Below are 23183 nucleotides of genomic sequence, written 5' to 3'. Positions count from 1 at the left end.
AGCGCCGACGAGGACGGCGACGGACTCTCGCGCAAGGGCCGGCTCTCGGCCTATCTGCTCGCCCAACGCCTGCTCGAACGGCGTCGCGATGCCCTGTTGATCTTCGACGAGGTCGAGGACGTCTTCGAGACCGACGACGACTTTATCGCCCTGCTGCGCGGTCGCGCCGGTTCGGGACACCAGAAGGGCTGGATGAACCGCACCCTGGAGGACAACCCGGTCCCCGCGATCTGGATCACCAACAGTACCGACGGCATGGATCCGGCCTTCCTGCGCCGCTTCCTGCTGCCGCTCGCCTGCACCACGCCGCCGCGCTCGGTGCGCCGACGCATCGCCGAGTCCCACCTCGGCGACTGCGGCCTGCCGCCGACCCTGCTCGACGCGCTGGCGGACGATGCGGCCCTGGCCCCCGCGCAGTTGGGCGCCGCGCGGCGCCTGCTCGAACTGCGCCCGGAGACCGCCCCGGAGCCGACCGTGCGCCACGGACTCGCCGCGATGCGCAGCCTTCTGCACGGCTCCCCGACCCCGCCGCGGCGCCGCCCCGGCATCGCCTTCGACGTCGCCTTCCTCAACCTCGCCGGCGGCATCGCCCCGAGCGCCATCGTCCAGGCACTCGATCGCACCGGCCACGCCAGCCTCTGCTTCTACGGCCCGCCCGGCACCGGCAAGACCGCCTTCGCCGAGATCCTCGCCGAGGCGCTGGATCGCGAGCTGATCGTCCGCCGCGCCTCCGATCTCATCTCCCCCTACGTCGGCGAGACCGAGCAGAACCTCGCACGGCTCTTTCGCGACAGCGACCCCGCCCACAGCCTGCTGCTGCTCGACGAGGTCGACAGCTTCCTCGGCGACCGACGCGAGGCCCGCCACAGCCGGGAGCGCACCCAAGTCAACGAGCTGCTCCAGCAGATGGAGCACTACCCCGGCATCTTCGTCGCCGCGACCAACCTCATGTCCGGGATCGATCCCGCGGCGCTGCGGCGGTTCGACTTCAAGCTCCACTTTCGCGCGCTCGCACCGGCACAGCGGCTTGCGCTATTCGCGCGCGAGGCGCTCGGGGATGTTTCCGCCCCGGTTCCGGCCGATCTCGCGCGGCACCTTGCGGCACTGGAGGCGCTCGCGCCCGGCGACTTCGCGACCGTGGCTCGGCAGCGTACACTCCTGGCCGAGACGCTCACGCCCGAGCAGTTCTTAAGGCGGCTGGCTGGGGAGTATCGGATGAAGGGCGAGGCTCGGCAGGGCGTGGTCTGACATCCGTGGGGACGGGAACCCGTCATCAGAATCAAGCGCGATCATTTCGGCGTAGAGCGAAGCCTTGCGGATTTCCGGGCCTCGCAAGTTTTGGGATGAACGTCGGCAAGAGCCACGCGCATTGGACTAGCCACCCAAACCCTATACGGGCTCGTGCCATCAGCTCCGCAGTGTCACCCATGCCCCGTAGCGATCTGCGCAACGTGCCGCGATGGTCGGAGTCACGGAACGAGACCGCGGCAAAAGTGAAGGCTTTACTCGAATCATTAGCGCCTGCAAGATGAGCAAACCTGACAAGAACTTATGAAGGGAAAATGGTCACGCCTTAACCCCCTCGACTTTGGCCATCTTGGCAGTTCCCTGGGGAGCTGACCGGCCTGAGTTACCGTGGGGGCAGAAGATTAGCGGGGATCGGGATGCTCCCGCGCCGGAGTCTAAACCCTCGGAAATTATTTTGAGCGTCCTAAGCCATGGATCTTAGAAACTTTACCAGCCAGTAAAAATGGCCAAAGTCGAGAACCCCGAAAAGTCGAGAACCCCGAGGCGTTACATTGGGTGACGATTAGACGTTACAACTAGGAGTACTTATGTCCGAAGGAAAATACGAAACCGCGCGGCGCTTAGCACGGGAGGCACTGCTGGCCTTGAAGGAGAAAGGACAAGATAGAGCTACCGGCCAGGACCTGATGACTTGGGTGAAGCAGAACCGAATCGCGGAATCATACCTCGTTGAGAAGAGTTGGGGCTCGTTCTTGACTCGAATGCTTGACGATCCGGAGTCGCAAGTCAGCCGCGAGCCAGGGAAGTACGGTTATGTCCTAGCGACGCAACCCGAACAGGATCCTATTCAGGTTGCCGAGGACGATAAGCCTGTACCGATCGACTCGCCAACATCAAAAACACGCCGTGAGCAGCGCCTGTATGGCTTACTTGCCGAATGGCTGGAAGCAAAGGAATACCAAGCCGATGACACATCACAGGCAAAGAAAGGGGGAGCTTGGGGAAACCCTGACGTTGTCGGAATCAGGTGCTTTGAAGGATTCAGCTCAACCCTCCACATCGAATTGGTCTCAATTGAGGCTAAGCTAACCGATCTAAACTGGCGGCGAGTGTTCTTCGAAGCTGTCTCGCACAAACGCTTTGCGGACCGAGCCTACTTTGCGTTCTCATTCGGCTCCCAAGAACCTGCAGTGTCAAGAATACCTGAATTCCAGGAACTTCGTGACTATGGCGAAAAGTACCGTGTAGGAATTCTGGTTGTCTTCATGGAGCCGGATCTGCACAAAGCATTATGTGAGCTCCCCGGAAACAAGATCCCAGACCTTTCACTTGAGAATGTTCGAGTCGAAGAGGTATGGCCAGCTATAAGTGATCCGGTCCCTGCTGCAATTAGAGAGCGATTTATTCGTGAAGTTCTCGATGTCAACACTATCCAACAGCTTCACAAATACGGTTCATAAGGTCCAACGAAATGAGTTCTAAGCGATTGCGTGCGGGAATCATTCTGCCACCTACCATCGATATTCGGCAGTCTCTCGTTTTAAGCCGGCTGAGTGTACAAACCGGTGGCAGATGCAGAGGTGCTAAAGCCTTAAAATCACTTATGCGGTGGATCGACTCCGATGTGGCCGAGACCGTGTCTGCGCAGTCTCGTCAGCGCAATGCGCAACGGACGGTGAAAGACGGGCGCAATCCGCTTTAGGCGGGAAAACAGATTTCAATACTTGGCCGTACGCCGTAACAGGCTGATTAACTTGCTGGTTGAAGTCCGGCCAATGGAGTTGCTCGTACACCATTGTAGTGCCCCGGAGCGGCGTTTGGGTAACCAAGGGTCGTGAGTTTCGCGGGTGCAAAACCGCAGGCCGCAGCGCAAGCGAACCTGGATGTAGCCTCGTCACTTAATCGAAGAAGCCGACCCTGTGGTCAGAAGGGGGAGGCCGCCGTCGGCGGGACAAGACAACGAGAGCGTCCCGTCGGTTCTTCCGGGGTAACAGGGGTGGCATGTGGTGGAAGTTGATCGGTCCCAGGGCGGGAGACCCGTGACGGTGGCGGTCTGGAACCGCCAACCGCGTCGTATAAGGCGAGTCCGAAGTCGACGAGGGCCGTGACGGGAGTCGGAGGGGCTCATAGTACCGTTCGAGGGTCAGGGACAACATAACCCGACCCGAGGAAAGGAGCCCTACTTTGTGCACGCAACCAAAGCGCGGAGGATCAGGAGATTGCGACCTTGTCGCTAGCCACTCCGCTGATGATCAGGACGCTGTGGCGGACGCTGGACTGTCGAGCCAAGCTTGCTGGAGTGCAGCGCATGCTCGGCAGTGACGCACATCGGAAAGCCGTGTACGGGGAAACCGTATGCACGGTTTGATGAGGGAGGGCTGGCTACCGTGACCATGGTGCGGCTAGTGAGGCACCGCCAAACGAAAGGGGCGGCAACAGATAGGCCGGACCTACAGTCGCGGGACGCCTGCTCTCTACTCTACCCACCTGCTTACCAAGAAGACTCAGCCAACTCATGACCCCATCAAAATGCGTTTTTGCGTCCGTTAGCTTTGTCTGGATGGTGCGGAGAGACCCGCAGCAAGCCGCTGTGCAGACGACGGACTCTCCGCGCGCGGAGCCGCTCCGCAGCCGGTGCCCGCTAGAGAAATAAACTCTAGCACCCGCAGGCTCCCCGGAGCGTGTGCCTGAGTCCCAATGGTAATCAGGCGGCCCGACGTTAGAGTGGTAATCATGATTTAACCCCATTTTATCTCATTAATTATTACTTCGGCCTGCTCGCCGTGCTTCTTTTTAATTTCAGTCATCACTGCTGATTCGCTTTTACCCTGCACAACAAAGAGCGTATGCACTCTTGATCCTGAGGAATTACCTTTGCCGTTCTTGTACGAATATATTGTCCTTGCTTTATAGGTTGCCATTGATTCGTTTTCTCGTGCCTTTCAATAGCCTAATAGCGAAATTCATCAGAAGCCAAAATGCGCAGCATTTTGGCCCCTGGATTGACTTGTTAGGTCTATTCGCCAACAAGCTCGCGGATCTTTTCCACGATCGCAGCGTAGTCCGGGCCCTGGGCGCCAAATCTACCGGCAAGGGATTTGTCGTTCTGTTCGCCAGGCGAGAGCACGCTTTCGATTAACTGCCCGACTGGTGTGCCACGCTTGAAGAGCCGGACCTGCTCATGTTGATAGCTTGGGAGGTCCTGCGGAACGTGCCCAAGCCCTATACCTGCGAGAGTTTGACTGATCTCGGCACGTACGTTGACGCCAAGTTTACCGGCGCCATGCGCGTCACGAAGAACTTCCATCGTAAATGTCCGCACGTTTTCATTCTTTTCGACTTGTTCTTTGATTTGATCCCAGCTCATGATCTATTTTCTCCTATTCGATTACGAGATAGAATTTGGTTGGGCTATATTGAAACTCATAGGCTGTGTTGTCAAGCGGGCAGTGGGATCTTGAAATAACTGACCCAGGTTATCAATTCCGATGCGGCAGATCCGGCGTCTGGGCGCTCGAACCAGCGCACGACGCTACTGATGGTGCAGGAGGGCCTGGTAATCCTCGTAGACCGGAAACTACGAATCCAAAACCCCAGATTATGCGGTGGTCGGTCCGGCTTTGGCCAAGTTTACGCCGTGAGCCCTCACCGATAGAGGGATCCGGCAACCTGTGATTTCTCTGCGTCGCCGCCGCACCAGCGCCGACCACCGGCAGGTGCGACGGTTTGAGCAGACCGGTCTGCACCAGGACGCTCACCCGATCCCAGTAGATGTTCTCGTACGACGCCTTGCCATCGTCAATGCCGAGAATCGCGACGAACAGGACCTCGACCCGCTTGCGCGTCGGCTCCAGGCCCGGACGCGTCCAGTCTATCTTCTGCGTGTCTGCGAAAGGGATGATCAACCGATCGACCAGCCGCTCCTCGCCGTAGGTGCGGGAGAGCGAGTGTCTCGAAGCCCAAGTCCGGCGGGAAGAAACTGCCCGACGAACCGCTTGTCGGAGAAGGTCTGGATACCCTCCAACCCCTGCCGGCCAACGATCTTCGTCACGTTGTCCAGATGCGGGTTAGTCGCAATTCGGCAAAGCTCGCAACAAATAGTGGATCGTCCATGAACCGAACGGAAGAAGATCGGCGGAACGGATGCCCGTTTCTTTCTCGCGCCGCTTTCGTTTGGCTTCGATCCAGGCGCATCCCTCCAATCGGCGGCGATGTGCTCGATTCCAACGTAGTTGCAGGAATCCTGTATAGGGCGCCGATGAACCCGCTCGGCCGGCCCGAGCCTATACCTCCAAAACAGACCCCCAGCTCCATACGACGACGGCTGTCGCATGACAGCAGTATCCTTTCAAGATACTGGAATGTAGACAGCAAGGATCGTCCACGACCGACCCAAGACGATGAACATCCGACGTCCGGCTCGGACAGGACCGAGCCTCACCCAATGGAGAAAACGCCCATGAACGGAACTGACAACAGCTCGACCTTTGCCGACCGCGCCCGCGCGGCCTTGCTCGCCCATGCCTGCGGCGACCGTTTCGGCGCCCCGCTCGAGTTCGTGAAGGACGCGAGCGTGCGCACCCGGCCGGTCCACTTGGGCAATTGGACCGACGACACCCACATGTCGCTGTATCTGGGCGAGGCGATCCTGGAGCACGGACCGGGGCCGCTCGATCCCGATCGATTCGGCACGCTGGTGGGCGAGGTCTTCGTTCGCTGGAACCATGATCCGCTGACCCCGTCGACCGCGCCGGGCAACACCTGCAAGGCCGGCGCCGCCCGCTTCGAGCGCGAGCGCGACTGGACCACCAGCGGGGTGCGCGAGTCCGACGGCTGCGGAGCGGTGATGCGGGTCGTGCCCTTGGCGCTGGCCTATCGTGGCGACGACCTGATCGAGTCCGCGCGCATCTCGGCGTTGCTCACCCACGCTCATCCCAACGCGGTCGAAGCGGCGATCGCCGGGGCCTGGCTGGTGCGGGCGATCCTGGAGACAGGACGCTGGAACGCGGTGCTGGTGGAGGAGGCGATTCGAGGACTCGACGGGCCTTGGCATCAAGGCGGCGAGGTCGCGGCGAGCCTGCGTGAAGCCATCGCGTGGGCGCAGCGCGGCGAGGACTGGCTCGACGAGAAGACCATCCCGCCGGGCGACGGCGGCTGGCGCTCGGGCAGTGCGCTCGGTCTTGCGGTTGGCGCGGCGCTGCGCTGGCCGGCCGATTTGGGTTTGGCCGTCGAGAAGGCCGCACGGATCCGCGGTGATTCGGATTCGGTCGCCTGTCTCGCCGGCGCACTGCTTGGCGCGTCGCTCGGCACGGGCGCGATCCCGCCCGAGTGGCTCGACACCCTACCGCAGCGCGACGAGATCGCCGGGCTTGCGGATCGCCTGCTCGGGCTCGACGCATGACGGCCACACGCCCGGCGCTGGTGGCGATCGGCGATCTGCACGGCCATCTGGAACTGTTCGAGCGTCTGCTCGAACGGATCGACCGTGAGGTGCCGGATGCACGCATCGTCACCCTCGGCGACTATATCGACAACGGCCCTCAGATCCCCGCTCTCCTGGATCGCCTGATCGCGCTGCAGGCCGAGCGTCCGGGTCGCTTCTTTCCGATCCTCGGCAACCACGACCTGGCGCTGCTGCGGGCGCTCGGCTGGCCGGGAGACGTGCCCGACAGGACTTGGTACGCACGCTGGAGCGAACGCTACTGGAATCCGGGACTCGGCACGGCAAACGCCTATGGTGCGCACGACCTCGCGAGCTTCGCCGCGGCATTCCCCGCGCAGCATCGGCGTTTCTTGTCCGACCTGCCTTGGTCCTTCGACGACGGGGAGATCTTCTGCGTGCACGCGGGATTGGATGTCGGCCCGATCGCCCCGCAGCGTGCCGCGCTCGAACGCAAGACACTGCCGGCGGAGCCGTCCTTCATGCCCGACGCCCTGCGCGACAAGAGTCGGGCGACGCGGCACGATCCGAGCTGGGAGCGCGTCGTAGTGAGCAGCCATACCCATCTGCCCGGACATGCGATCTTCTCCGCACCGCGGCGGGTCTGTCTCTCGGCGACCTCGGATCACGGCGGCGGATTGCTGGCGGTGCAGTTTCCCGAACGGCGCTGTTGGTGGACCAACGGGGGCGAGGCAACCGAGGTGAGGTTCCCCGCCGCGTCGGCATCCGGGTGATCCACGCGAACCCATGCCCCGCTGAGGATCACGACCCGCGTGCGCGGGTCGACCCTATAGCCTCAACAGAGGAGCGAAAATGTACGATCTGATCGGCGACATCCACGGCTGCGCGAGTGAACTCAAGGCGCTGCTCGCGAAGCTGGGCTACAGCGTACGAGCCGGCGTCTGGCGACACCCGACACGTCGGGTGATCTTCCTCGGCGACTTCATCGATCGCGGACCGGCGCAGGTCGAGGTGCTGGAGATGGTTCGCGCGATGGTCGAGGCCGAGCAGGCGCTGACGGTCATGGGCAATCACGAGTTCAACGCCGTGGCTTGGGCCACGCCAGCGGCGACGGGTTCGGGCGCCTATTTGCGACTGCAGACCGACGCCAATCGCAAACAGCACGCGGCGTTTCTCGCTCAGGTCGTCGAAGGCAGCGATGACCACAAGGAGTTGATCGACTGGTTTTGCGGCCTCCCGCTCTGGCTGGATCTGCCGGGTCTGCGCGTCGTTCATGCCTGCTGGCATACGCCCTCCTTCGATGTCTTGACCGAGCACCTGGACGACCGACAACGGATCCGTGACAAGGCGGCTTGGGTCGCACTCACCCGGCGAGGTGACCCCGCCTACGAGGCACTGGAGACGGTGCTGAAAGGCTTGGAGATTCCGCTTCCCGAGGGGGTCGAATACAAGGACAGGGAGGGCACGATCCGCCGGCATGTCCGCACCCGCTGGTGGAAGGATCACCCGATCACCTATCGCGATCTCGCGATTGCACCGACCGAGGTCATCCCGCAGATCCCGCACGAGCCGGCGCCAGAGCATGTCCTGCCGGGCTACAACGGGGACAAGCCGGTGTTCGTCGGCCATTACTGGATGCGCGGCACTCCGCGCCCGCTATCTTCACGCGTCGCTTGTCTGGATTACAGTGTCGCCGCGGGCGGGAAGCTCTGTGCCTACCGCTGGGACGGAGAGCATGACCTGGTCGACGAGCATTTCTGCTGGGTCGACGTGGATCGCAGCCAAACCGAACCGCAAGGATCGGCATCATGAAAGAGCACAAGGTCGTTGAGGATGACCCGCGCCGGGCGGCTCCGGAGCTTGACACTCCGCAGTGTCCGAACAGGATTTCGATTGTCACGTATTGACCAGCCACAACTGGAGGAAAGGATGAGCAAATTCAATGAGGTCCCAGTAGAAGCCGATACAAGAGTCCTTTTCCAGGAACAGACAACGCTCGGCACGTATGATGTCTTGCATCAAAAGTGGGTCTGGGACGGCATCACCGCCGAAAGCATCATTTTCGCAAACGAGGACGTCACAGACGTGACGGATCATGATCTTGAAATGCAAGTGAAGGCATTTCGGAATCTGGCGGCAGACACCAGCATGACGCTAAAGCGATCGGAATCCGGCTTTACCTTTGTCAACCTCAACTTCGAAGCGGACTAACCGGAGTTGGATGCGAAGTGTTTTTCTCAAGACCGACGACCCAATCCACCGATTCAGATTCATTGCGAGCTAATCCGGAGCAGAGACAGGATCGCGAGCTTTGTATTGAACTCCGCACGATCAGGATCATATCCCTTCATCAAAAGGCATTCCGCCAGAGTGGCGGTTAGCGATTCCAAACCCAACTCCGAAATGATCTCCAATCGTTTTTCACCGGACATTGCGCAACTCGAAAATTCGCAGCTGCCAACGTCGAGGAGGTCTCTGATGTAGACCGGTTCTTCGAGATCCCCCGCAACGACATGGAGTCCTTCAATGCGATAACCTTGATGTTCGCCTCTTCGTGTCGCTTTCCATGCGTCGAACTTTTGCAGAACGTGCGCGGAGAAGTTATTCAAGAGTTCTTCGCGGTCTTTTCGCGATTTTTCCATTTCTGTGTGACCTCGTTGTCTTGTTCCGTACGGATTGTTTGCCTGAGGCGGCCGCACGGGCTCGGCTTTCAGGGGCCTGACGCTGTTCCGCAGCACGTCATCTGTGCGCACTCATCGCCCTGTGGCCGCAACAGTCCGAAGTGGCCGGACTGGGCAGCACTTTGAGGTTGAGATGCGGGAATCGACCCGGTCTATTTGTCGAGCTTGAGCACTCCGGAATCGATGAGCTTCTTGATCTTGCGCATGGTCTGGACCGAAACATTGCAGTCACCCCAGCGCTCGTCACGACTGCGATCCTTCTTGGGCTCTTGCTCTTCGGGTTTGTCCTGGGGTTCTTGTGTCTCGCTTTTCAAAACATGTGCTCCGGTATTGGATTCATATCGCGTCATCCGTGTGATCCCACGACAAAAGGCTCCGTCAGTCGCGTGGACCCATCAGGGAGCGTAAAGGTACCATTCGCCCTCCGATGCGTACCGTCGTCTGACCCAGGCGGATCGCCCGCCCGAAGCGCGCGACCTCGTGCCCCTCGAGGTCGAATTGAACCGCCTCGTCCGGACTGTAATTGACCACATACCCGACGATCCAGCCGAATCCGGGCACTCCACCATCCAGTGGCAGGCGCTGGCGTGCCTGTTGGCTGAAGGTGTCGGGTGGGGCGTCGGTATCCAGACGAATGCGCAGCAGACGATCGACCCCCATGAAGGCAGCGACGAAGATGGGGCTCGGGACGCTGCGCTCGGTGAGGATCACCCCATGGGGTTGAAACGCTTCGCGGTAGCCGGCCTCTGCCGCGGCGTCGAGTGCGGCCCGGGTCGCCGCAAAGGCGTCCTCGACCACCTCGGGTGGAATCTCGAGGGCCATGGCGAGCGGGCCGTGAAACTGATCGGCGCATCGCAGGTCGCCTTGCTCGATGGCGGTCAACCGCCGCAGGCCCTTGGTGACGTTTGCGTAGCCCATGCGCCTCAGCAACTGCATGCGTGTCAGGCCCAGTTCCTCGCACCGGCGCGCGATCAAGTCGGGTAAGGGATAGGTGGGTTGCATTCGGGGTCCTCCGGTCGGAAGGGCGGAACATGCCGCGTGCTCGGCACGAATACAGAATGCCACCAATCTGCGACAGAGGATGACGCACCGCCCAGGACCATCGGTCTCAGTCCTGTCGAACCTTGCTTGGAGCCAATCGCCTGTTCGGCGCGCGTTCGGCTGCGCGGAGCGCCGTGAGGTGGCGTGCGGGTGAACACATCGAGGAAAAGGGCCTCGTCGAGTTGTGGCGGTTCCGGAAAGCGGCTTTGACCTGTATCGGCGGCACAGGTAGTGTACGTGACGACAATCGGAGCAGAGAGCAAGGCGCTTGGGCAGCGGAAGTGCTATGCAGCTTTGCCGCGTCGGCAGCGACTTGACCGGGGGCGCTGCCCACGCGAGCCCTACGGAAAGCTCGGTGTCGACGGACGGAGAACCACCCGCCTGGGCCCACCGCCTACCCCTATTGATTGCGAAGGAGATGCCTCATGACCGCCGCCCGACGTTTCCACCTGTTGCTTGCCGGCGCTGCACTGCTCGGCCACTTTCCGGCGCAAGCCGCCAGACCTGCGATCTCCGCCGCGGAGATCGACGCCTTTCTGCAGCAATGCACGTTCATCGACATCCCCTACGAGGCTTCGGAGCACCTACAGGGGGTATCGATCCGGGGCATGACGCCGATTCACTACATCGTGGCCAGTTCCGGGGCGGGCGATGTCTGGGGCTTCGAGTTCGACATCAGCGTTGCCGAGTTCAAGCGCAGGGCACCTGATCTCGCCGGACGCGTCGACATGCCGATACCTGCAAATGAACGCGAGTACGTCGTCGGTCTCTATCGGGTGCTCGAGGAGCCGTCCCATGAATCGGAGCCGCTCCGGCTTGTGTGTCGTAGCGAAGCTATAGAGGGGTACGACTAGCCTTAGGCATACTCCCATTTATCCCATTCTTTGGGATCACCGAGATATTTCTGGCCTTGCAGGAGACGGCGCGTGGATGGACTGACACCGACTGGGCCAATGGGTATGACTGTGTGATGTCGGGGGTTAACGCTCGGCCGGCAGGCCGTCGCGGCGGCCTTTGCGGTAGTCCTTGATCCTCGTCCGAATGCGACGAGTCCGGCGATTTCATTCCGCCAGAAACTGGACCGATTGGCAGGTCTACTAGACGGAGATTGGTGCACATGTTCGGCAAGAAGGATCAAACGAGATTGTCGGTGGAGGCGTTTTCAGAGAACCAGTCAAAATCGAGATTGACCCTGGCTGTCCTCGCATCGGCTGCTCCGATTGCTCTGATCGGTTGCGTAACCACGTTCCCGATGGCACCGGAGTCGATCTTGGCGGCGCAGAGCCCGGCTGCATGGGAAGCCTGTCGGTCGCGGGTGTTCGATGATCTCGTGGCGCGGGGGGAGCGTGAGGGCGATGCCGGTGGATATGTCGGCGCCAGCGGCAGTGGGGCACGCGACGAAATCTTGGCAACTTGCAGTTTTCAGCCGATGACCAGACGAGCCTGCGACGATGCGTACCGCAATGCTTATCTTCCCTGTCAAGAGCGCGCCAGGACCGAGAAAGAGTATGGCTTGGCGATGGTGGAACTGGCCGACGTCAACATGTTCAATCCCGCAATGATGAGCGAGGAGAAGGTCGAATCCCTTTGTCGGGCTCAGGGACCGATCAGTCGGGACAGGTTTGGCACGTTATTGTGCGGTGAGTGACCGACGTCTTCAGTCCGGCAAGCCTTGTCCGGATATCGGTGACGGCTATATGGAAGGTGACCATAGCCCCCAGTATGAGAAACGCCCGCGGAACCCTACCCCGAACCATCGCCGGATTATCCGAGTCGACAGCTTCCATTTATGTCGCGCGAGCGCCGCCGCATAGCGCTGTTGGACCTTTCACGTTCGGCCGCGACGTCCTCAGATCCCTCAACCGGTCTCGTTCCACGATTCCCTTTATCTCATCGTGTTTGCGGACATCATCGCGTCCCAGCCTGTATCGATCGATCCAACGGAACTAGCCTCGCAGAGCCAGCAACCGAGAATATTTTAGGGGCTCGGCATTCTGGTGCCTTCATGTTTCTAGCGCTGGCGCCTTCCCCAATGGATCAAATCCAAGGGCTTCAAACCGAGATTCGGGATCCACCTCGCTATCGATAAGCGCCCGGAGCTGCCTGTGATCCGGACCTTCCCCTTTCAGGAGCGTGAGGTCCATCAGCATCGCAACCGCCCACGCGAGGGCCCAAGCCTCGGGCCAGCCGACGCTTCTGATTCCCGCAGCCGGCACCGAGAACACAATGGCGGTTTGTATAAATTTCCGCACTTCCGGATCCGGGAGGTTGGGACATCCGCACAGCGTCTGTCTGCCGACAAAGCGATTGAAATGACCGAATTCGACGTGCCTTGCCACGATCGGATTCGGGTGGTGCTGAACCCAACGCTGAATCGCGGGGTCAGCGGGTTTCTGAAGGACAGCGCAGAACTCATACACAAACTCCGCGGATGGGTACTTCGCGCCCATTTCGTATTCGTGTACGGTGTTCTTGCTGATGCCCAGCGCGGCCGCCACCTCTCTGAGCGACTTGGTTCTTACCCCGAGACGGCGAGCCAGTTGCTGCTTGGCACGAAACGAGTCGGGTATCCGATCGTCAATCCCCTTCTGAAAGCAACGGTCCTTCCCTTCCACGCGTGGTTCGCGGTTCTCTCGGACCGCGTCCTCAAGCTCTTCTTCGTTTGCCGCCCGGAGTCTCTGCAGGTACCGGCCGAATTCCCGCATCCCCTCGGTCGGGGCGGTCCCCGCCGCTGTAAACGCTTTTTTCATCGTCTGCTCAGTCGGATAGGCGAATCTTAACAACAGTGTACCTGATTACAGGGACAGTCAGGAATCCGTGGCAACTTGGAAGCGTGCCGCAGCGACGACACCGCGCCCCGCCGGGGACGACGCGGTCGGGTCGCAGGGCGGCACGTCAACCTGAACGAGGAAAGCCACGTGACACAAACACCCCCACCCGTACCGCCGAACGCAGGGCTGCGACGACAACTCGGCGCAGCGTTCGATAAGCCGCCCGACTCCGCCGGCATCCTCCAAGGCGTGCGCCCGATGCGCAGCGGCCTCGCCCACGTGCGCATCGTGCATGTCCCGTCTCGCAAGAACGGCAACCACATGATCGCCTGTGAAGGCAGTCTCGAAGAGAAGGCCGTGCTCTGCCTCGAGCTCGACCCGACAGTCGACGCCTATCGCTGCCAGCCGTTCGCCATGAAGGGCCCCGAGGGAGGCAGGATGGTCCCCGATTTCGCGATCCGGCGCGGCCACAGCTACGCGGTGATCGACATCAAGCCTGAGGGCCAACTGCTGAGGCAAACAGTCGCCACGCGCATTCGGTGGGCGCGCCACCAGCTCGCCGAATCCGGCATCCCGCATTTCCTGTTCACCGAGCGGATCCTTGAACGTCAGCCCGATCTGCAGATTCGCTCGCAGCTCAAAGCGGGAATACCCGTCGCTCTGACGGCGCATCAGCGCCAACAACTCCTCGCGTGTCTTCACGACGCTCCGCTGACCGTTCGCCAATTGCGGGCCGAAGCCATCGACCGCGGCATTTCACCGTTCGCGGTTGAGCGTTTGGCGCTCCTCGAGGATCTGCGCTTCTCACTTCACACACACTGGTCCGAAATCACCCCTTTGGGAGGACACACCCATGAATACACCTCATGCCATGTTTCAGGTTGGGGTACAGTTCGAGATGTATGCTTGCCTCTATGAAGTCGCTTACGTCGGTCGCGACTCCTTGCGCATCAACCCCGTCAAAGGCGGAACGGGGCGCTCGCTATCCTTTGCGACCGCTACGGAGGTACTCGATAGCGACGCCATCAAGATCACCTATCAGCCTTTCAATGGAAAAAGCCAATCCCGGGCCGGCCTGACCGATCCGCAGATCGCCGCACTGAATCGCAAGCTTCACTATGTCGAAGCGGTGGCCAGGCGCACCGCTCATCTTGGATCCCAGCGTGCCATCGCACCCGTCATCAAGGAAGTCGCCACCGAGATCGGCGACGACGCGCCGCCGAAGCCTTCGACGGTTGCCGCCTGGGTTCACGCATGGCGCAAGAACGGGTCCACGGAATCGGCCTTGATGCCCAAGCCGAAACCCTCTCGATGTGGATTCGAAGAGTCTTCGGCGCTCGCCACAATCATCGCCGAGTCGATCAAGCGCGTATACCTTAACAACCAGCGCAACTCCATCAGCGCGGTCCATGCCGACGTCGCGCTTGCCGTGTACGAGCACAACAGCAACAAGCATGCCGAACGGCTCACCGTCCCCTCCGCCGAGACCGTGCGTCGGTATATCAAGCGCATCGATGCCTATCAGCTTGATGCCGAGCGCATGGGTAAGCCCTACGCCAAGCGTGTTCATCGCGCGGCGGGAATCGGATTCCACGCCACCGAGCCATTGGAACTAGCGATGGCCGACGGGCAGATGATGGACATTGTCATCATCGAAGAAGCCCGGATTGGCCATTTGGGCAAGGATATCGGACGGCCGTATCTAACGGTCATCCTGGATGTCTTTTCCAGATGCATCTTGGGAGCTCACATCTCACTGGCCCCGTTCTGCGGCGCGACATTACTGAGAACGCTCCGGAACGCGGTGGTGCCTTATGCCGACCAACCGCGTGGCATCCCCGACAAAATCATTGTCGACAACGGCTCGGATTATCTGGCCAGCGGGTTCATCCGAGCTTGCACGCAACTCGGCATCACCCTCGAACACAGCCCTCCTTACATGCCGAACCGCAAGGCCAACGTGGAGCGCTTCTATAGCACGTTGAACGAACAACTGATCCACAAACTGCCGGGGACAACCTTCTCCAACCCGACCGATCGCGGTGACTACCAGTCGCAAGACAAGGCACGCATGACGCTGTCCGAGCTGCGCGCCGAAGTCGAAACGTGGCTTCGCGACCACTACCACGTCACCGAGCATCGCGCACTGATACGAACCCCGCAGGCTTTATGGGCCGAGGCCGTCGCGAACAAACCGGTGCGAACCGTCTTCGAGGACGAAGCCGAACTCCTTACCCGCAGTTCCTACGAACGCACCGTCGTCAAGGGGTGTGTCCAAGTCCACGACCTGCGGTGGGGTTCCGATGCGTTGGCGACCTGGGAGAGCCGGGAACGCAAGGAAGGACGCAGCGCGGCAGTGGAGGTGCGGCTGGACGAGCTCGATCTGTCGTTTGCCATCGTGATCACGCCGGGGCACAACAGGATGGAATTCAAGGCGACGGCGCGCCGCCCCCAATACATGGAGCAATTGTCGCTCTACGAACACAATCTGCTGAAGAAGGCGCTGAAGCAGAGGGCGGCGTACGAGCGATTGATGATGCAATCCGACGCGGAACTGTATCGCCTGCGCGTCGAGTACTTTGCCGCCTTGGGTCATGCCGAAGACAAGGTCGCCGCGGCACGCCGCGAGCGGTTGCTCGACACCCATCGGGAACGCGACGCCGCACTTCTGCAGCGCCAACTCGACAACGCCGACCGGCAACCCGAAGAACCGGCCACCACGGCTTCGGCTGGCCCCGACGACACTGCGGATCGCCCACCGCGTAAGCGCCCACAGCGCAAGCGCCCGGATCCGCCCCCGCAAACGCCGCCAGAGACACCGCCGAGTCCGGCATCGGGTGACGCGATCAAGCAGGAGCAGTCTCCCGATGGTGGAGCCGAACCATCCCGCCCGGCCGTACGGACCGATGCGATGCCCAAAACACGCAGACCGCTCCCGCCCCATTTCATCATTAAGAGGGAACCACGATGAATCATCAGTGCCATGTCATCCCGGAATCGACCGCGACCGTGAACGGCTGCCTGACTCAACCGGCGACTCCCATTCTTACACCGGAAGAAGCGGAGATCTCACGCTATCTCAGCGAACTGATCATCCCTCACAGTCTGCTCAACGAGGCATATAAAGGGGCACAGCGCGTAATCGAACGCAATAACGTTCTCTCAGAACTCGATCATGCCGTGATTGTCGGAGAATCGGGATGCGGTAAGACCACCCTGTGCGACATCATCCAGAAGGAGTACGGCGATCAGGAAACCGAATTCCGTCTCGGCTACCAATTCAAGATGCCGGTCCTCATCACCTCCATCAAGAGCCCGGTTACGAATCGCTCGCTGGCGCGGAATCTCTTGCGCGCCATGGGCGACGAGACGGCCCTGAACGGCACGTCGCACGTCTTGACGGAGCGGTTGATTTTACAGATGGAACACATCGAAACGAAGGTCATTATTCTCGATGAGAGTCATGATCTCTTCACGCTGGGTGCTCGCGGAAAGAACGGCGTCAGTAAGGAGCTCGGCGCGGCGTTGAACTGGATCAAGGCGTTGATCAATCGCACGAAGGTCACCGTGATCCTGATGGGGCTACCGCAGACAATCGACCTCATCAACTCCGACGAGCAGCTTGCGCGCCGTTTCAAGTCAACGTTTCATCTCAAGACCTTTTCGCCGCCCTCTGAAAGCGATACTGGCCTGGCTGATTTTGTCGATGACCTGCTGACCTTTCTCACGGTTAGCATGGAACAATACTTCGACGACTATACTGCGTTCAATGATCATCGCGATTGTGCGAATCGGCTCTATCTGGCGACCGGAGGATCGCCGGCGCGTGTCAAGGCACTCGTCATGGACGCCGCCTGTCTCGCAGTCAAAGCGAAGGACCGCATCATCACCGCAGCACATTTCGAAATGGCGTTCCACTCTACGGCCGAGACCAATGCGCGGATCAAAATGGCATGCACGCACACCCGGGAGCAGCACGACGCGATGGATCAGCTCTATACAGATAAAGCGATCAATCCATTCGCCGTCCCAACGGCGGAACTCGTCGCACTCATCGGCGCTGCGAGGGTGTGATGCCATGACCCATCGCCACCCCTTCGTTCCGCGGATTCAGCCCGGCGAGGCGCCGCTCAGCGTGCTGCGGCGGGCGGCACTCGGCAACGGTTATACATCGACGATCAGTTTCGTTCGCGACCTCGAACCATCCGTCGATGACGCCGTCACGGCCTTAGGCACCATCGCACGGCACCCCGCCCTGTTCGTCGAGATCTGTGTCCGTACCGGCATCGGCCGGGACGAGGCGGCTCGATGCGCCTATCGGCGCAGCGGCGGGGCGCGAGAAGACGACCTACTCTGGCACAACCTGCACGTCGGCGTCGGGGATCTGCAGTTCCGACATTCCAAACTGTGCCTGTCCTGCTATCTGGAAGAGGGCTTCGCGCGAGCCGAGTGGGACCATATCGCAGCCCACGCCTGCGCCCGGCACAGGGTGCTGCTCGGGACAGCGTGTCCGGTGTGTTCTGCCCCCTGGAGTCCCGCCGGGGATCCGCTGGGCTGCGGATGCGCGCCGTCGGGAATGGTCTCCCGCCAGAGCACCTGCACCACTGAGGAGGCATCACTCATGGCGCATCTCATCACGCATGCTGACCAGGCGGGGCTCGATCTGCTGACCGCCCTGCACCGCACGGTCATCGGCTGGCGCGATCTGGGTGTCGTGGTGTCGCATCGGATGGTCGTCGCCATCGTGACGCGGCTCTTCGCGGGTGCGGGTTTTGCCGCCGGGTATCTGGATCAACCTGACCGGGGGGTGGCTCTGCATCCTCGGATCGCGCTCGCACCCCTGCTCGGCAGTGCTTCAGACAAAGCCCGACAGCACGGACAGAACCTGCTTGGTGTTGGGATGCCGGGGATCCGCGCATGCATCAGCGCCGATCTGACGTGGCCGGCCGCGCTGGCGATGGCCGGTCTCGGGATCGGCCGGATGGCCTTCGGCACACTGGTGCGCGACGGCCACCTCTGCATCACGGATGACAACCGCGTGCCGGTCGTTCAGGTGAATGCGTTACTCAATCGCGTGACGGACCAGCTGCCGTCCAATCCGCTCCACCCGCTCCAGGCCCTACGCGAAGGAACCATCGGAACATCACTGGCTGGTGCGCTTGCCGGGCAGCCCACCGTGGCCAAGACGTCGAACGAACTGAGTTTCGATTCGCCATCCGGTCCGGCGGCGTACACCATATCGACGGCGGCCCGGCACCTCGGCACCAACAGCGAATCGTTACGGGGCCTTATTCATGCAGGACTGCTTCCCGCCAAGAAGGGTGCCTCAGGCAGCGCGGTCACCTGGGTCATCACTGCTGAGCAGCTGTTCGCGTTCGAGCGTGAATTTGTGTTCGGTTCAGCCCTCGCCGCCGCGATCGGCGCGTCCGCCACGACCTTCTCCAGTCGCCTGCGGTCTCACGGATTCAGACCCGTCAGTGGGCCTGGAATCGATTCCGGCGTGACGTTCGTTTTCCGGCGGTGCGATCTTGAAGGGGTCGACTTAGTCGAGGGCGCCACGACCCCCTACCGCTCGCCCGCTGGACGCAAGCGCTTGGCCGATCGGCCTTCTGCGGAATCGATCCTGTCGACACGCGACTGCGCCCAAGCACTCGGCATCCCGGTCCGTCTGGTGCGTAGCGTCGTCCACGAGGGCTGGTTGTCACCACGTAATCCGGATGCCCGCTACCTGACATTCAACGCCGATGTCGTCTACACGCTCGCCGATCGGATCCGTGGGCACTATCGCACCGCCGCCACCGTGGCACGATCCCTCGGCCAATCCGATCGTGAATTCCGGGCGACCTGGCTCGACACGGGTCATGTCTGCGCGCAGCGCTTCGCAGGCTCGGTCATCCTGACGGGAGCGGATGCGATGAGGATCGAGTCCCTGTGGGCCACATCGGGCACGAGCAGCGCGATCGGCCGCGCCATCGGACGCCAGCGGTGGCTATGCGCCAACCTGCGTAAATTGGATCTGCTCACGCCCCATCTCACGCTCGGCTCGGGTGCCGGCAAGGTCCACCTCTACCGTCGCGACGACCCGGCCTTTGCCGCATACCGGCTTCTCCGAACCTGATTCGATCGACTCCTCCGTAAGACGTCGGGGCGCCAGCCTCCTTTCGACCGACCCCGACCCTCCCTTCACCCTCCGACAGTCCGTCCCCTCCAACGCGTCTCTGCGTGACGCGCACCCCCACGTGTCGTGACTCGACACCACTGCTCGTCCGAGTGATCCGATCTGCGCGCGCCAGCCGCTTCGCGCCGCCTGCACAAATCCAGGAATAACCGACTGCCGTCGCCTGACAAATCCAGGAATAGCTGACTGCAGTCGCCCTGCAAATCTGGAAATAGCAAACAGTTCCGTGTCTGCATCAACCGGGCAGCAAATCCAGATATAGCCCCTTGATTTGGCGTCAGATCTGGGAATAGGCCGCGAACGAGTCTGAATCTCCGTGCGCAGTTTTCTATTATCCTATTGTTTTTGATAACAACACAATCTGGCGTTTCCTGTGTGCCTACGATCATCCCCTCGCCCGAGGACGCGTCCGTCGTCGAGCGATGACCGGCTCGGGATCCGGCGTGGCGCGTGACCGGGATCGAAACGACCCGGCGACGAGCGTCGCCGTTTGCGGGATGATGGCGACTTTCTCTCCTGCCCCCGGCCCTGCGCCTCACGCCGATGCCCGCCGAGTATCTTGCCGCCGGCTTCCCCGATGTCGATGCGAGCACGCGCACGGCGGACTACACCCGGTGCCTGGAGCTGCTCGATTCACTGCCTTACTTCCGGGCCTACAAGGCGCGCAGCGCTGTCCTGCTCGATCTGCACGCCGGTCAGACGATCCTCGAGATCGGCTGCGGACTCGGCGACGACGCCCGCCGCCTGGCCGAGCGGGTCGCACCCCGCGGGCGCGTCTTCGGCATCGACCGCAGCCGGCGCCTGCTGGCGGAGGCGCGGGCGCGCACCGCCGCGGCAAACGGGCTCGCGTTCATGCAGGCCGATGCCCGCGCCCTGCCCTTCGCGACGGCGAGCGTGGATCGCTGCCGGATCGATCGCGTCCTGCAGCACATCCGCGACCCGCAACGGGCGATCGACGAGGCCGCGCGCGTGCTGCGCCCCGGCGGGCGCCTGCTCGCCTACGACAACGACTGGGGCACCTTCGCCCTGAGCAGCCGCCTGCGCGCGACGACCGCGCTCGTCCAAAGCCGCTGGGCCCATGCCTTCACCAACCCCTGGATCGGACGGGACCTGCCGCGCATGCTGCTCGCGGCCGGCTTTCACGCCGTGCACGTCGAGCCGAGCGTCTCGCTGATCCGGGAGCTCGACCTGGCCGACCGCGTCTACAACGTGTCGGACACCCTCGACCGCGCGGTGCGCGACGGCGCCCTCTCGGCGGCGGCGGCCGAGGCATGGCGCGCCGAGCAGGCGTTGCTCGGCCGCACCGGCGGCTTCCTGTGCAGCCTGACCGCCTATACCGTCGTCGGGACCAAGTGAAGCGATGCGGCTCGGGTCGGACCGCGCGACGCGCCTCCTCGCGCGAGGGCCCCGGACCACATCGGAAGGCAACCACCCGGTGCGTTGACCGGGGGCGCGGTCGTTGACCTGCGCCCCGCCCCGTATCCCCGATTGCCGCGTCATCCCTAGGCGGGAGCAAGATCGCCCCGCAGCCGATCCGGGTGATTCGCTGCAGTCGATCGCGGAACCTTCCTCAAAGCCCCATGATCGCCCGCAGCTCCACGCTGGTCAGCACCTGACAGTAGATCATGTTGAGGATCTCCAGCTCGCGCCGGTGCAGCTCGTCGGTGCCCGCGGTACAACCGTCCTCGACCACGATGACGTTGAAGCTCTCGTCGGCGAGGCTGCGCACCGTCGAGGAGACGCACTGATCGGTGAAGATCCCGGTGAGCACGACGTTGCGCACCCCCAGGTTCGCGAGGATCAGACGCAGATTGGTCCCGGTCAGGGCGCTGTCGGTGGTCTTGGTGACGACGATCTCGCCGGGGAGCGGCGCCAGCTCCGGGACCAGTTGACTCGCCGCGCTGTCCTTGGGCAGCAGCAGGGCGTTCCAGCCCGGCTTCTTCTGGCTGAGCGAGCGGTCCCGACCGTCCTCGAGCAGGCAGGCGATGCGCGCGTGGATGACGTCCATCCCCTTCGCGCGAAAAGCCTCCTGCAGCCCGCGCGTGGTCGGGATGACGATCTCGCGCATACGCCGATGGAAGGGGAACCAGCGCGCGGCCTCCTGCGGATCGGCCGGGATCTCCAGATAGAGATTCTGAACGTCGATGCACAGCAGCGCCGTCTCGGCCGGGTTCAGCACCAGGTCCTCGGGCTCGGGTGCCTGCGCGTAGTAGAAGGAGCGGTAGGCGGTCTTCCAGTTCATCGGGGCCCTCCGGGTGATGGGACAGGTGGGTGGAGCGCGCGGCCGCGCCATGCAGGGAGCGAGCCGTCGGCGCCGATGATCCTCGCGCGTGCAGCGTAATCGGCTCGACCCGGCCGTGATCCGCGGCATTCGAGACGTCTCATGGGCGACTGCGAAGTCGGGCGAGACGATCCGATCCGGGTCGGCGGGACGACTCCGGCCACCCGTGCCTCGTTCTCCGCCGGTCGCCGTTGCGGCTCAACAGCGGAAGAACCCGCGTCCGCGCAGAACATCGAGCATGTGCTTGCGCTTCTTGCCCTGCACGGCATTGGCGGTGGCGGCGGACCAGTCGTCCAGCCGGGCGTTGCTGCCGCGGCTGCGATAGTAAGCCGCCATCGTGGCGTCGTAGGCGCCGATCTCGGCCGGGTCCGGGTCCCGGTAGCGGTCCTGGTGCAGGATCAGCTCCACCGGCATGCGCGGCTTGACCGCCTGCCCCTTGGCCTGCTCGCTCGGCCAGCCCAGGCAGAGGCCGAACAGCGGCAGCACCCACTGCGGCAGCGCCAGCTCCGCCACGACCACGTCCGGCGCGTTGCGGATGCCCCCGATGAAGACGCCGCCGAGCCCGACGGATTCTCCCGCCAGCATCAAGTTCTGCGCGAACAGCGCGCAGTCGACGATGGCGGCGAGCGAATGCTCGGCCCAGCCGGCCAATTCGCCGCGGCCCTGTGCCCGGCAGGCGTGATCGATGCGGCGCAGATCCGCGCAGCAGACCAGAAACACCGGCGCCTGCTCCACCCAACGCTGACCACCGGCGGCCTTGGCGATACGCGCCCGCGTCTCGGCCCGATGTACGCGCACCAGCGAATAGGCTTGGATGAAGCTCGACGAGGCGGCGCCTTGGGCGGAAGCGATCAGCTGCGCCAGCAGCGCATCGTCCACCGGCTCGTCGGTGTAGTCGCGCACCGAGCGATGGGCGCGTTGCAGGTCCATGACGGCTGAGGTGGGTTGTTCAATCATGGTTGTTTCCATGCTCCTAATGGTCGGATTGCCAGGCAACTGCTTGCCCGATGCGGAGTTGTCCGGAAACCCTGCGACCGGGCGAGGTCCTGATCCTGGAAGCCTACACCCCCGAGCAGCTGCGTTTGGGCACCGGCGGCCCTCCCGCGGCCGAGCTGACCATGAACCTCGCCTCGCTGGAGGACGAGCTCGCCGGCCTGGTCATGTCGTGCAGATCGTCGGGCGCAAGCGGGCGGAGGACTGATCGCAGCGGCAGGACGCCCGGCCGCGGTCACCCGAGGTGGGGCGCTTGGCCGACCGCAACGCATGCTCGGGCTGTCCCCGCCTTAGTGTTCATCCACCGCAGAGGCGTGGACGGCCTTGAGCTGATCACGGATCCACACGCACATGGGCTCCTTGTGGAAGCGCTCGTGCCAGTAGAGGTAGACGTGGGTAACCGCGTCGTCGGTCCGCGCAAGGGCCTCCCGCAGCACCAGTTGGCGGCCGCGCACCAGCTCCTCGGCGAACCGCTTGGGCAGCCTGAAGACCAGGTCGCTGCGCTCGCAGAAGGCCGCAATGGACGTAAAGCTCGATAGGCGCAGGGGCTGATTCAGGCGCTCGCCCGGCGCCAATTGCCCTTGCGCCG

Annotated in this window: 22 protein-coding genes; 13 read left to right on the top strand and 9 right to left on the bottom strand. The window is 62.4% G+C overall.

What is annotated here, in order from left to right:
• Together BLV04_RS22885 and BLV04_RS22880 are read left to right on the top strand one after the other, a co-directional pair.
• Nucleotides 1-1248: ATP-binding protein (locus BLV04_RS22885; RefSeq protein WP_139192018.1), on the top strand; the 1248-nt coding region annotated here is incomplete at its 5' end.
• A 587-nt stretch (nt 1249-1835) separates the two neighbouring features.
• Complete coding sequence (locus BLV04_RS22880; protein WP_093038272.1) at nt 1836-2708, top strand: hypothetical protein; 873 nt, start codon at nt 1836-1838, stop codon at nt 2706-2708.
• Between the two features lie 1278 nt (nt 2709-3986).
• Here BLV04_RS22880 and BLV04_RS24645 read toward each other — a convergent pair.
• Together BLV04_RS24645 and BLV04_RS22870 are read right to left on the bottom strand one after the other, a co-directional pair.
• Nucleotides 3987-4169 (bottom strand): hypothetical protein, encoded by a 183-nt coding sequence (locus BLV04_RS24645; protein ID WP_139192017.1) that lies wholly within the window; start codon nt 4167-4169, stop codon nt 3987-3989.
• Nucleotides 4170-4264: 95 nt separating this feature from the next.
• Nucleotides 4265-4615 carry a hypothetical protein gene (locus BLV04_RS22870; RefSeq protein ID WP_093038269.1) on the bottom strand — a complete coding sequence of 117 codons (351 nt, stop codon included), beginning with the start codon at nt 4613-4615 and terminating at the stop codon, nt 4265-4267.
• A 1092-nt stretch (nt 4616-5707) separates the two neighbouring features.
• Between BLV04_RS22870 and BLV04_RS22865 the strand changes: the two genes are divergently transcribed.
• The 4 genes from BLV04_RS22865 (at nt 5708) to BLV04_RS22850 (ending at nt 8860) form a co-directional block, all read left to right on the top strand.
• Nucleotides 5708-6649, top strand: coding sequence for an ADP-ribosylglycohydrolase family protein (locus tag BLV04_RS22865; RefSeq protein WP_093038265.1), 942 nt, complete (start codon nt 5708-5710; stop codon nt 6647-6649).
• Nucleotides 6646-7422, top strand: a complete 777-nt coding sequence (locus BLV04_RS22860; protein WP_093038262.1) for a metallophosphoesterase — start codon at nt 6646-6648, stop codon at nt 7420-7422. The genes BLV04_RS22865 and BLV04_RS22860 overlap by 4 nt, the downstream gene beginning before the upstream one ends.
• 79 nt (nt 7423-7501) lie before the next feature.
• Nucleotides 7502-8461 carry a metallophosphoesterase gene (locus tag BLV04_RS22855; RefSeq protein ID WP_093038259.1) on the top strand — a complete coding sequence of 320 codons (960 nt, stop codon included), beginning with the start codon at nt 7502-7504 and terminating at the stop codon, nt 8459-8461.
• Between the two features lie 117 nt (nt 8462-8578).
• Nucleotides 8579-8860 (top strand): hypothetical protein, encoded by a 282-nt coding sequence (locus tag BLV04_RS22850; RefSeq protein WP_093038257.1) that lies wholly within the window; start codon nt 8579-8581, stop codon nt 8858-8860.
• Between the two features lie 59 nt (nt 8861-8919).
• Here BLV04_RS22850 and BLV04_RS22845 read toward each other — a convergent pair whose 3' ends face one another.
• The 3 genes from BLV04_RS22845 to BLV04_RS22835 form a co-directional block, all read right to left on the bottom strand.
• Nucleotides 8920-9291, bottom strand: a complete 372-nt coding sequence (locus BLV04_RS22845; protein ID WP_093038254.1) for a hypothetical protein — start codon at nt 9289-9291, stop codon at nt 8920-8922.
• 191 nt (nt 9292-9482) lie between these two features.
• Nucleotides 9483-9644, bottom strand: a complete 162-nt coding sequence (locus BLV04_RS25155; RefSeq protein ID WP_175534773.1) for a hypothetical protein — start codon at nt 9642-9644, stop codon at nt 9483-9485.
• Nucleotides 9645-9708: 64 nt separating this feature from the next.
• Entirely contained in the window at nt 9709-10332 is a 624-nt protein-coding gene (locus tag BLV04_RS22835) for a hypothetical protein (RefSeq protein ID WP_093038248.1), read from the bottom strand.
• A 464-nt stretch (nt 10333-10796) separates the two neighbouring features.
• Between BLV04_RS22835 and BLV04_RS22830 the strand changes: the two genes are divergently transcribed.
• Complete coding sequence (locus BLV04_RS22830; protein WP_093038245.1) at nt 10797-11225, top strand: hypothetical protein; 429 nt, start codon at nt 10797-10799, stop codon at nt 11223-11225.
• Between the two features lie 263 nt (nt 11226-11488).
• Nucleotides 11489-12019 carry a hypothetical protein gene (locus BLV04_RS22825; protein WP_093038242.1) on the top strand — a complete coding sequence of 177 codons (531 nt, stop codon included), beginning with the start codon at nt 11489-11491 and terminating at the stop codon, nt 12017-12019.
• A gap of 355 nt (nt 12020-12374) precedes the next feature.
• Here the strand turns inward: BLV04_RS22825 and BLV04_RS22820 are convergent, their stop codons facing one another.
• Nucleotides 12375-13121, bottom strand: a complete 747-nt coding sequence (locus BLV04_RS22820) for a helix-turn-helix domain-containing protein (RefSeq protein WP_139192016.1) — start codon at nt 13119-13121, stop codon at nt 12375-12377.
• A gap of 279 nt (nt 13122-13400) precedes the next feature.
• Here BLV04_RS22820 and BLV04_RS24640 point away from each other — a divergent pair, with 279 nt between their 5' ends.
• The 5 genes from BLV04_RS24640 to BLV04_RS22795 all read left to right on the top strand — a co-directional run bounded on the left by BLV04_RS24640 (nt 13401) and on the right by BLV04_RS22795 (nt 20676).
• On the top strand, nt 13401-14060 hold the full coding sequence (locus tag BLV04_RS24640) for a TnsA endonuclease N-terminal domain-containing protein (RefSeq protein WP_139192015.1): 660 nt from the start codon (nt 13401-13403) through the stop codon (nt 14058-14060).
• Nucleotides 13996-16113: a TnsB C-terminal domain-containing protein gene (locus BLV04_RS22810; RefSeq protein WP_093038233.1), complete on the top strand. Its 2118-nt coding sequence runs from the start codon at nt 13996-13998 to the stop codon at nt 16111-16113. Before BLV04_RS24640 ends, BLV04_RS22810 begins: the two co-directional genes overlap by 65 nt.
• Nucleotides 16110-17216 (top strand): TniB family NTP-binding protein, encoded by a 1107-nt coding sequence (locus BLV04_RS22805; RefSeq protein WP_093038230.1) that lies wholly within the window; start codon nt 16110-16112, stop codon nt 17214-17216. Before BLV04_RS22810 ends, BLV04_RS22805 begins: the two co-directional genes overlap by 4 nt.
• A gap of 4 nt (nt 17217-17220) precedes the next feature.
• Nucleotides 17221-19260: a TniQ family protein gene (locus BLV04_RS25150; protein WP_281241882.1), complete on the top strand. Its 2040-nt coding sequence runs from the start codon at nt 17221-17223 to the stop codon at nt 19258-19260.
• Nucleotides 19261-19863: 603 nt separating this feature from the next.
• Entirely contained in the window at nt 19864-20676 is an 813-nt protein-coding gene (locus tag BLV04_RS22795) for a methyltransferase domain-containing protein (protein ID WP_093038224.1), read from the top strand.
• A gap of 214 nt (nt 20677-20890) precedes the next feature.
• Here BLV04_RS22795 and BLV04_RS22790 read toward each other — a convergent pair whose 3' ends face one another.
• The 3 genes from BLV04_RS22790 to BLV04_RS22775 all read right to left on the bottom strand — a co-directional run.
• Nucleotides 20891-21562 carry a cysteine hydrolase family protein gene (locus tag BLV04_RS22790; protein ID WP_093038222.1) on the bottom strand — a complete coding sequence of 224 codons (672 nt, stop codon included), beginning with the start codon at nt 21560-21562 and terminating at the stop codon, nt 20891-20893.
• Nucleotides 21563-21799: 237 nt separating this feature from the next.
• Entirely contained in the window at nt 21800-22558 is a 759-nt protein-coding gene (gene nfsA / locus BLV04_RS22785) for an oxygen-insensitive NADPH nitroreductase (RefSeq protein ID WP_093038275.1), read from the bottom strand.
• Between the two features lie 326 nt (nt 22559-22884).
• A partial coding sequence (locus tag BLV04_RS22775) for a type 2 periplasmic-binding domain-containing protein (protein ID WP_503660766.1) occupies nt 22885-23183 on the bottom strand: 299 nt, incomplete at its 5' end.

It is taken from the genome of Thiocapsa roseopersicina, assembly GCF_900106925.1.
GTDB lineage: Bacteria > Pseudomonadota > Gammaproteobacteria > Chromatiales > Chromatiaceae > Thiocapsa > Thiocapsa roseopersicina.
Note: the sequence above shows the minus strand (reverse complement) of the source record. Positions and strands in the feature narration are given on the sequence as shown.

Excerpts from the sequence above, each read along its gene's own strand:
- BLV04_RS22880 (WP_093038272.1), top strand. The coding sequence starts at position 1,836 with ATGTCCGAAGGAAAATACGAAACCGCGCGGCGCTTAGCACGGGAGGCA.
- BLV04_RS24645 (WP_139192017.1), bottom strand. The coding sequence starts at position 4,169 with ATGGCAACCTATAAAGCAAGGACAATATATTCGTACAAGAACGGCAAA.
- BLV04_RS22870 (WP_093038269.1), bottom strand. The coding sequence starts at position 4,615 with ATGAGCTGGGATCAAATCAAAGAACAAGTCGAAAAGAATGAAAACGTG.
- BLV04_RS22865 (WP_093038265.1), top strand. The coding sequence starts at position 5,708 with ATGAACGGAACTGACAACAGCTCGACCTTTGCCGACCGCGCCCGCGCG.
- BLV04_RS22860 (WP_093038262.1), top strand. The coding sequence starts at position 6,646 with ATGACGGCCACACGCCCGGCGCTGGTGGCGATCGGCGATCTGCACGGC.
- BLV04_RS22855 (WP_093038259.1), top strand. The coding sequence starts at position 7,502 with ATGTACGATCTGATCGGCGACATCCACGGCTGCGCGAGTGAACTCAAG.
- BLV04_RS22850 (WP_093038257.1), top strand. The coding sequence starts at position 8,579 with ATGAGCAAATTCAATGAGGTCCCAGTAGAAGCCGATACAAGAGTCCTT.
- BLV04_RS22845 (WP_093038254.1), bottom strand. The coding sequence starts at position 9,291 with ATGGAAAAATCGCGAAAAGACCGCGAAGAACTCTTGAATAACTTCTCC.
- BLV04_RS22835 (WP_093038248.1), bottom strand. The coding sequence starts at position 10,332 with ATGCAACCCACCTATCCCTTACCCGACTTGATCGCGCGCCGGTGCGAG.
- BLV04_RS22830 (WP_093038245.1), top strand. The coding sequence starts at position 10,797 with ATGACCGCCGCCCGACGTTTCCACCTGTTGCTTGCCGGCGCTGCACTG.
- BLV04_RS22825 (WP_093038242.1), top strand. The coding sequence starts at position 11,489 with ATGTTCGGCAAGAAGGATCAAACGAGATTGTCGGTGGAGGCGTTTTCA.
- BLV04_RS22820 (WP_139192016.1), bottom strand. The coding sequence starts at position 13,121 with ATGAAAAAAGCGTTTACAGCGGCGGGGACCGCCCCGACCGAGGGGATG.
- BLV04_RS24640 (WP_139192015.1), top strand. The coding sequence starts at position 13,401 with ATGCGCAGCGGCCTCGCCCACGTGCGCATCGTGCATGTCCCGTCTCGC.
- BLV04_RS22810 (WP_093038233.1), top strand. The coding sequence starts at position 13,996 with ATGAATACACCTCATGCCATGTTTCAGGTTGGGGTACAGTTCGAGATG.
- BLV04_RS22805 (WP_093038230.1), top strand. The coding sequence starts at position 16,110 with ATGAATCATCAGTGCCATGTCATCCCGGAATCGACCGCGACCGTGAAC.
- BLV04_RS25150 (WP_281241882.1), top strand. The coding sequence starts at position 17,221 with ATGACCCATCGCCACCCCTTCGTTCCGCGGATTCAGCCCGGCGAGGCG.
- BLV04_RS22795 (WP_093038224.1), top strand. The coding sequence starts at position 19,864 with ATGCCCGCCGAGTATCTTGCCGCCGGCTTCCCCGATGTCGATGCGAGC.
- BLV04_RS22790 (WP_093038222.1), bottom strand. The coding sequence starts at position 21,562 with ATGAACTGGAAGACCGCCTACCGCTCCTTCTACTACGCGCAGGCACCC.
- nfsA (WP_093038275.1), bottom strand. The coding sequence starts at position 22,558 with ATGATTGAACAACCCACCTCAGCCGTCATGGACCTGCAACGCGCCCAT.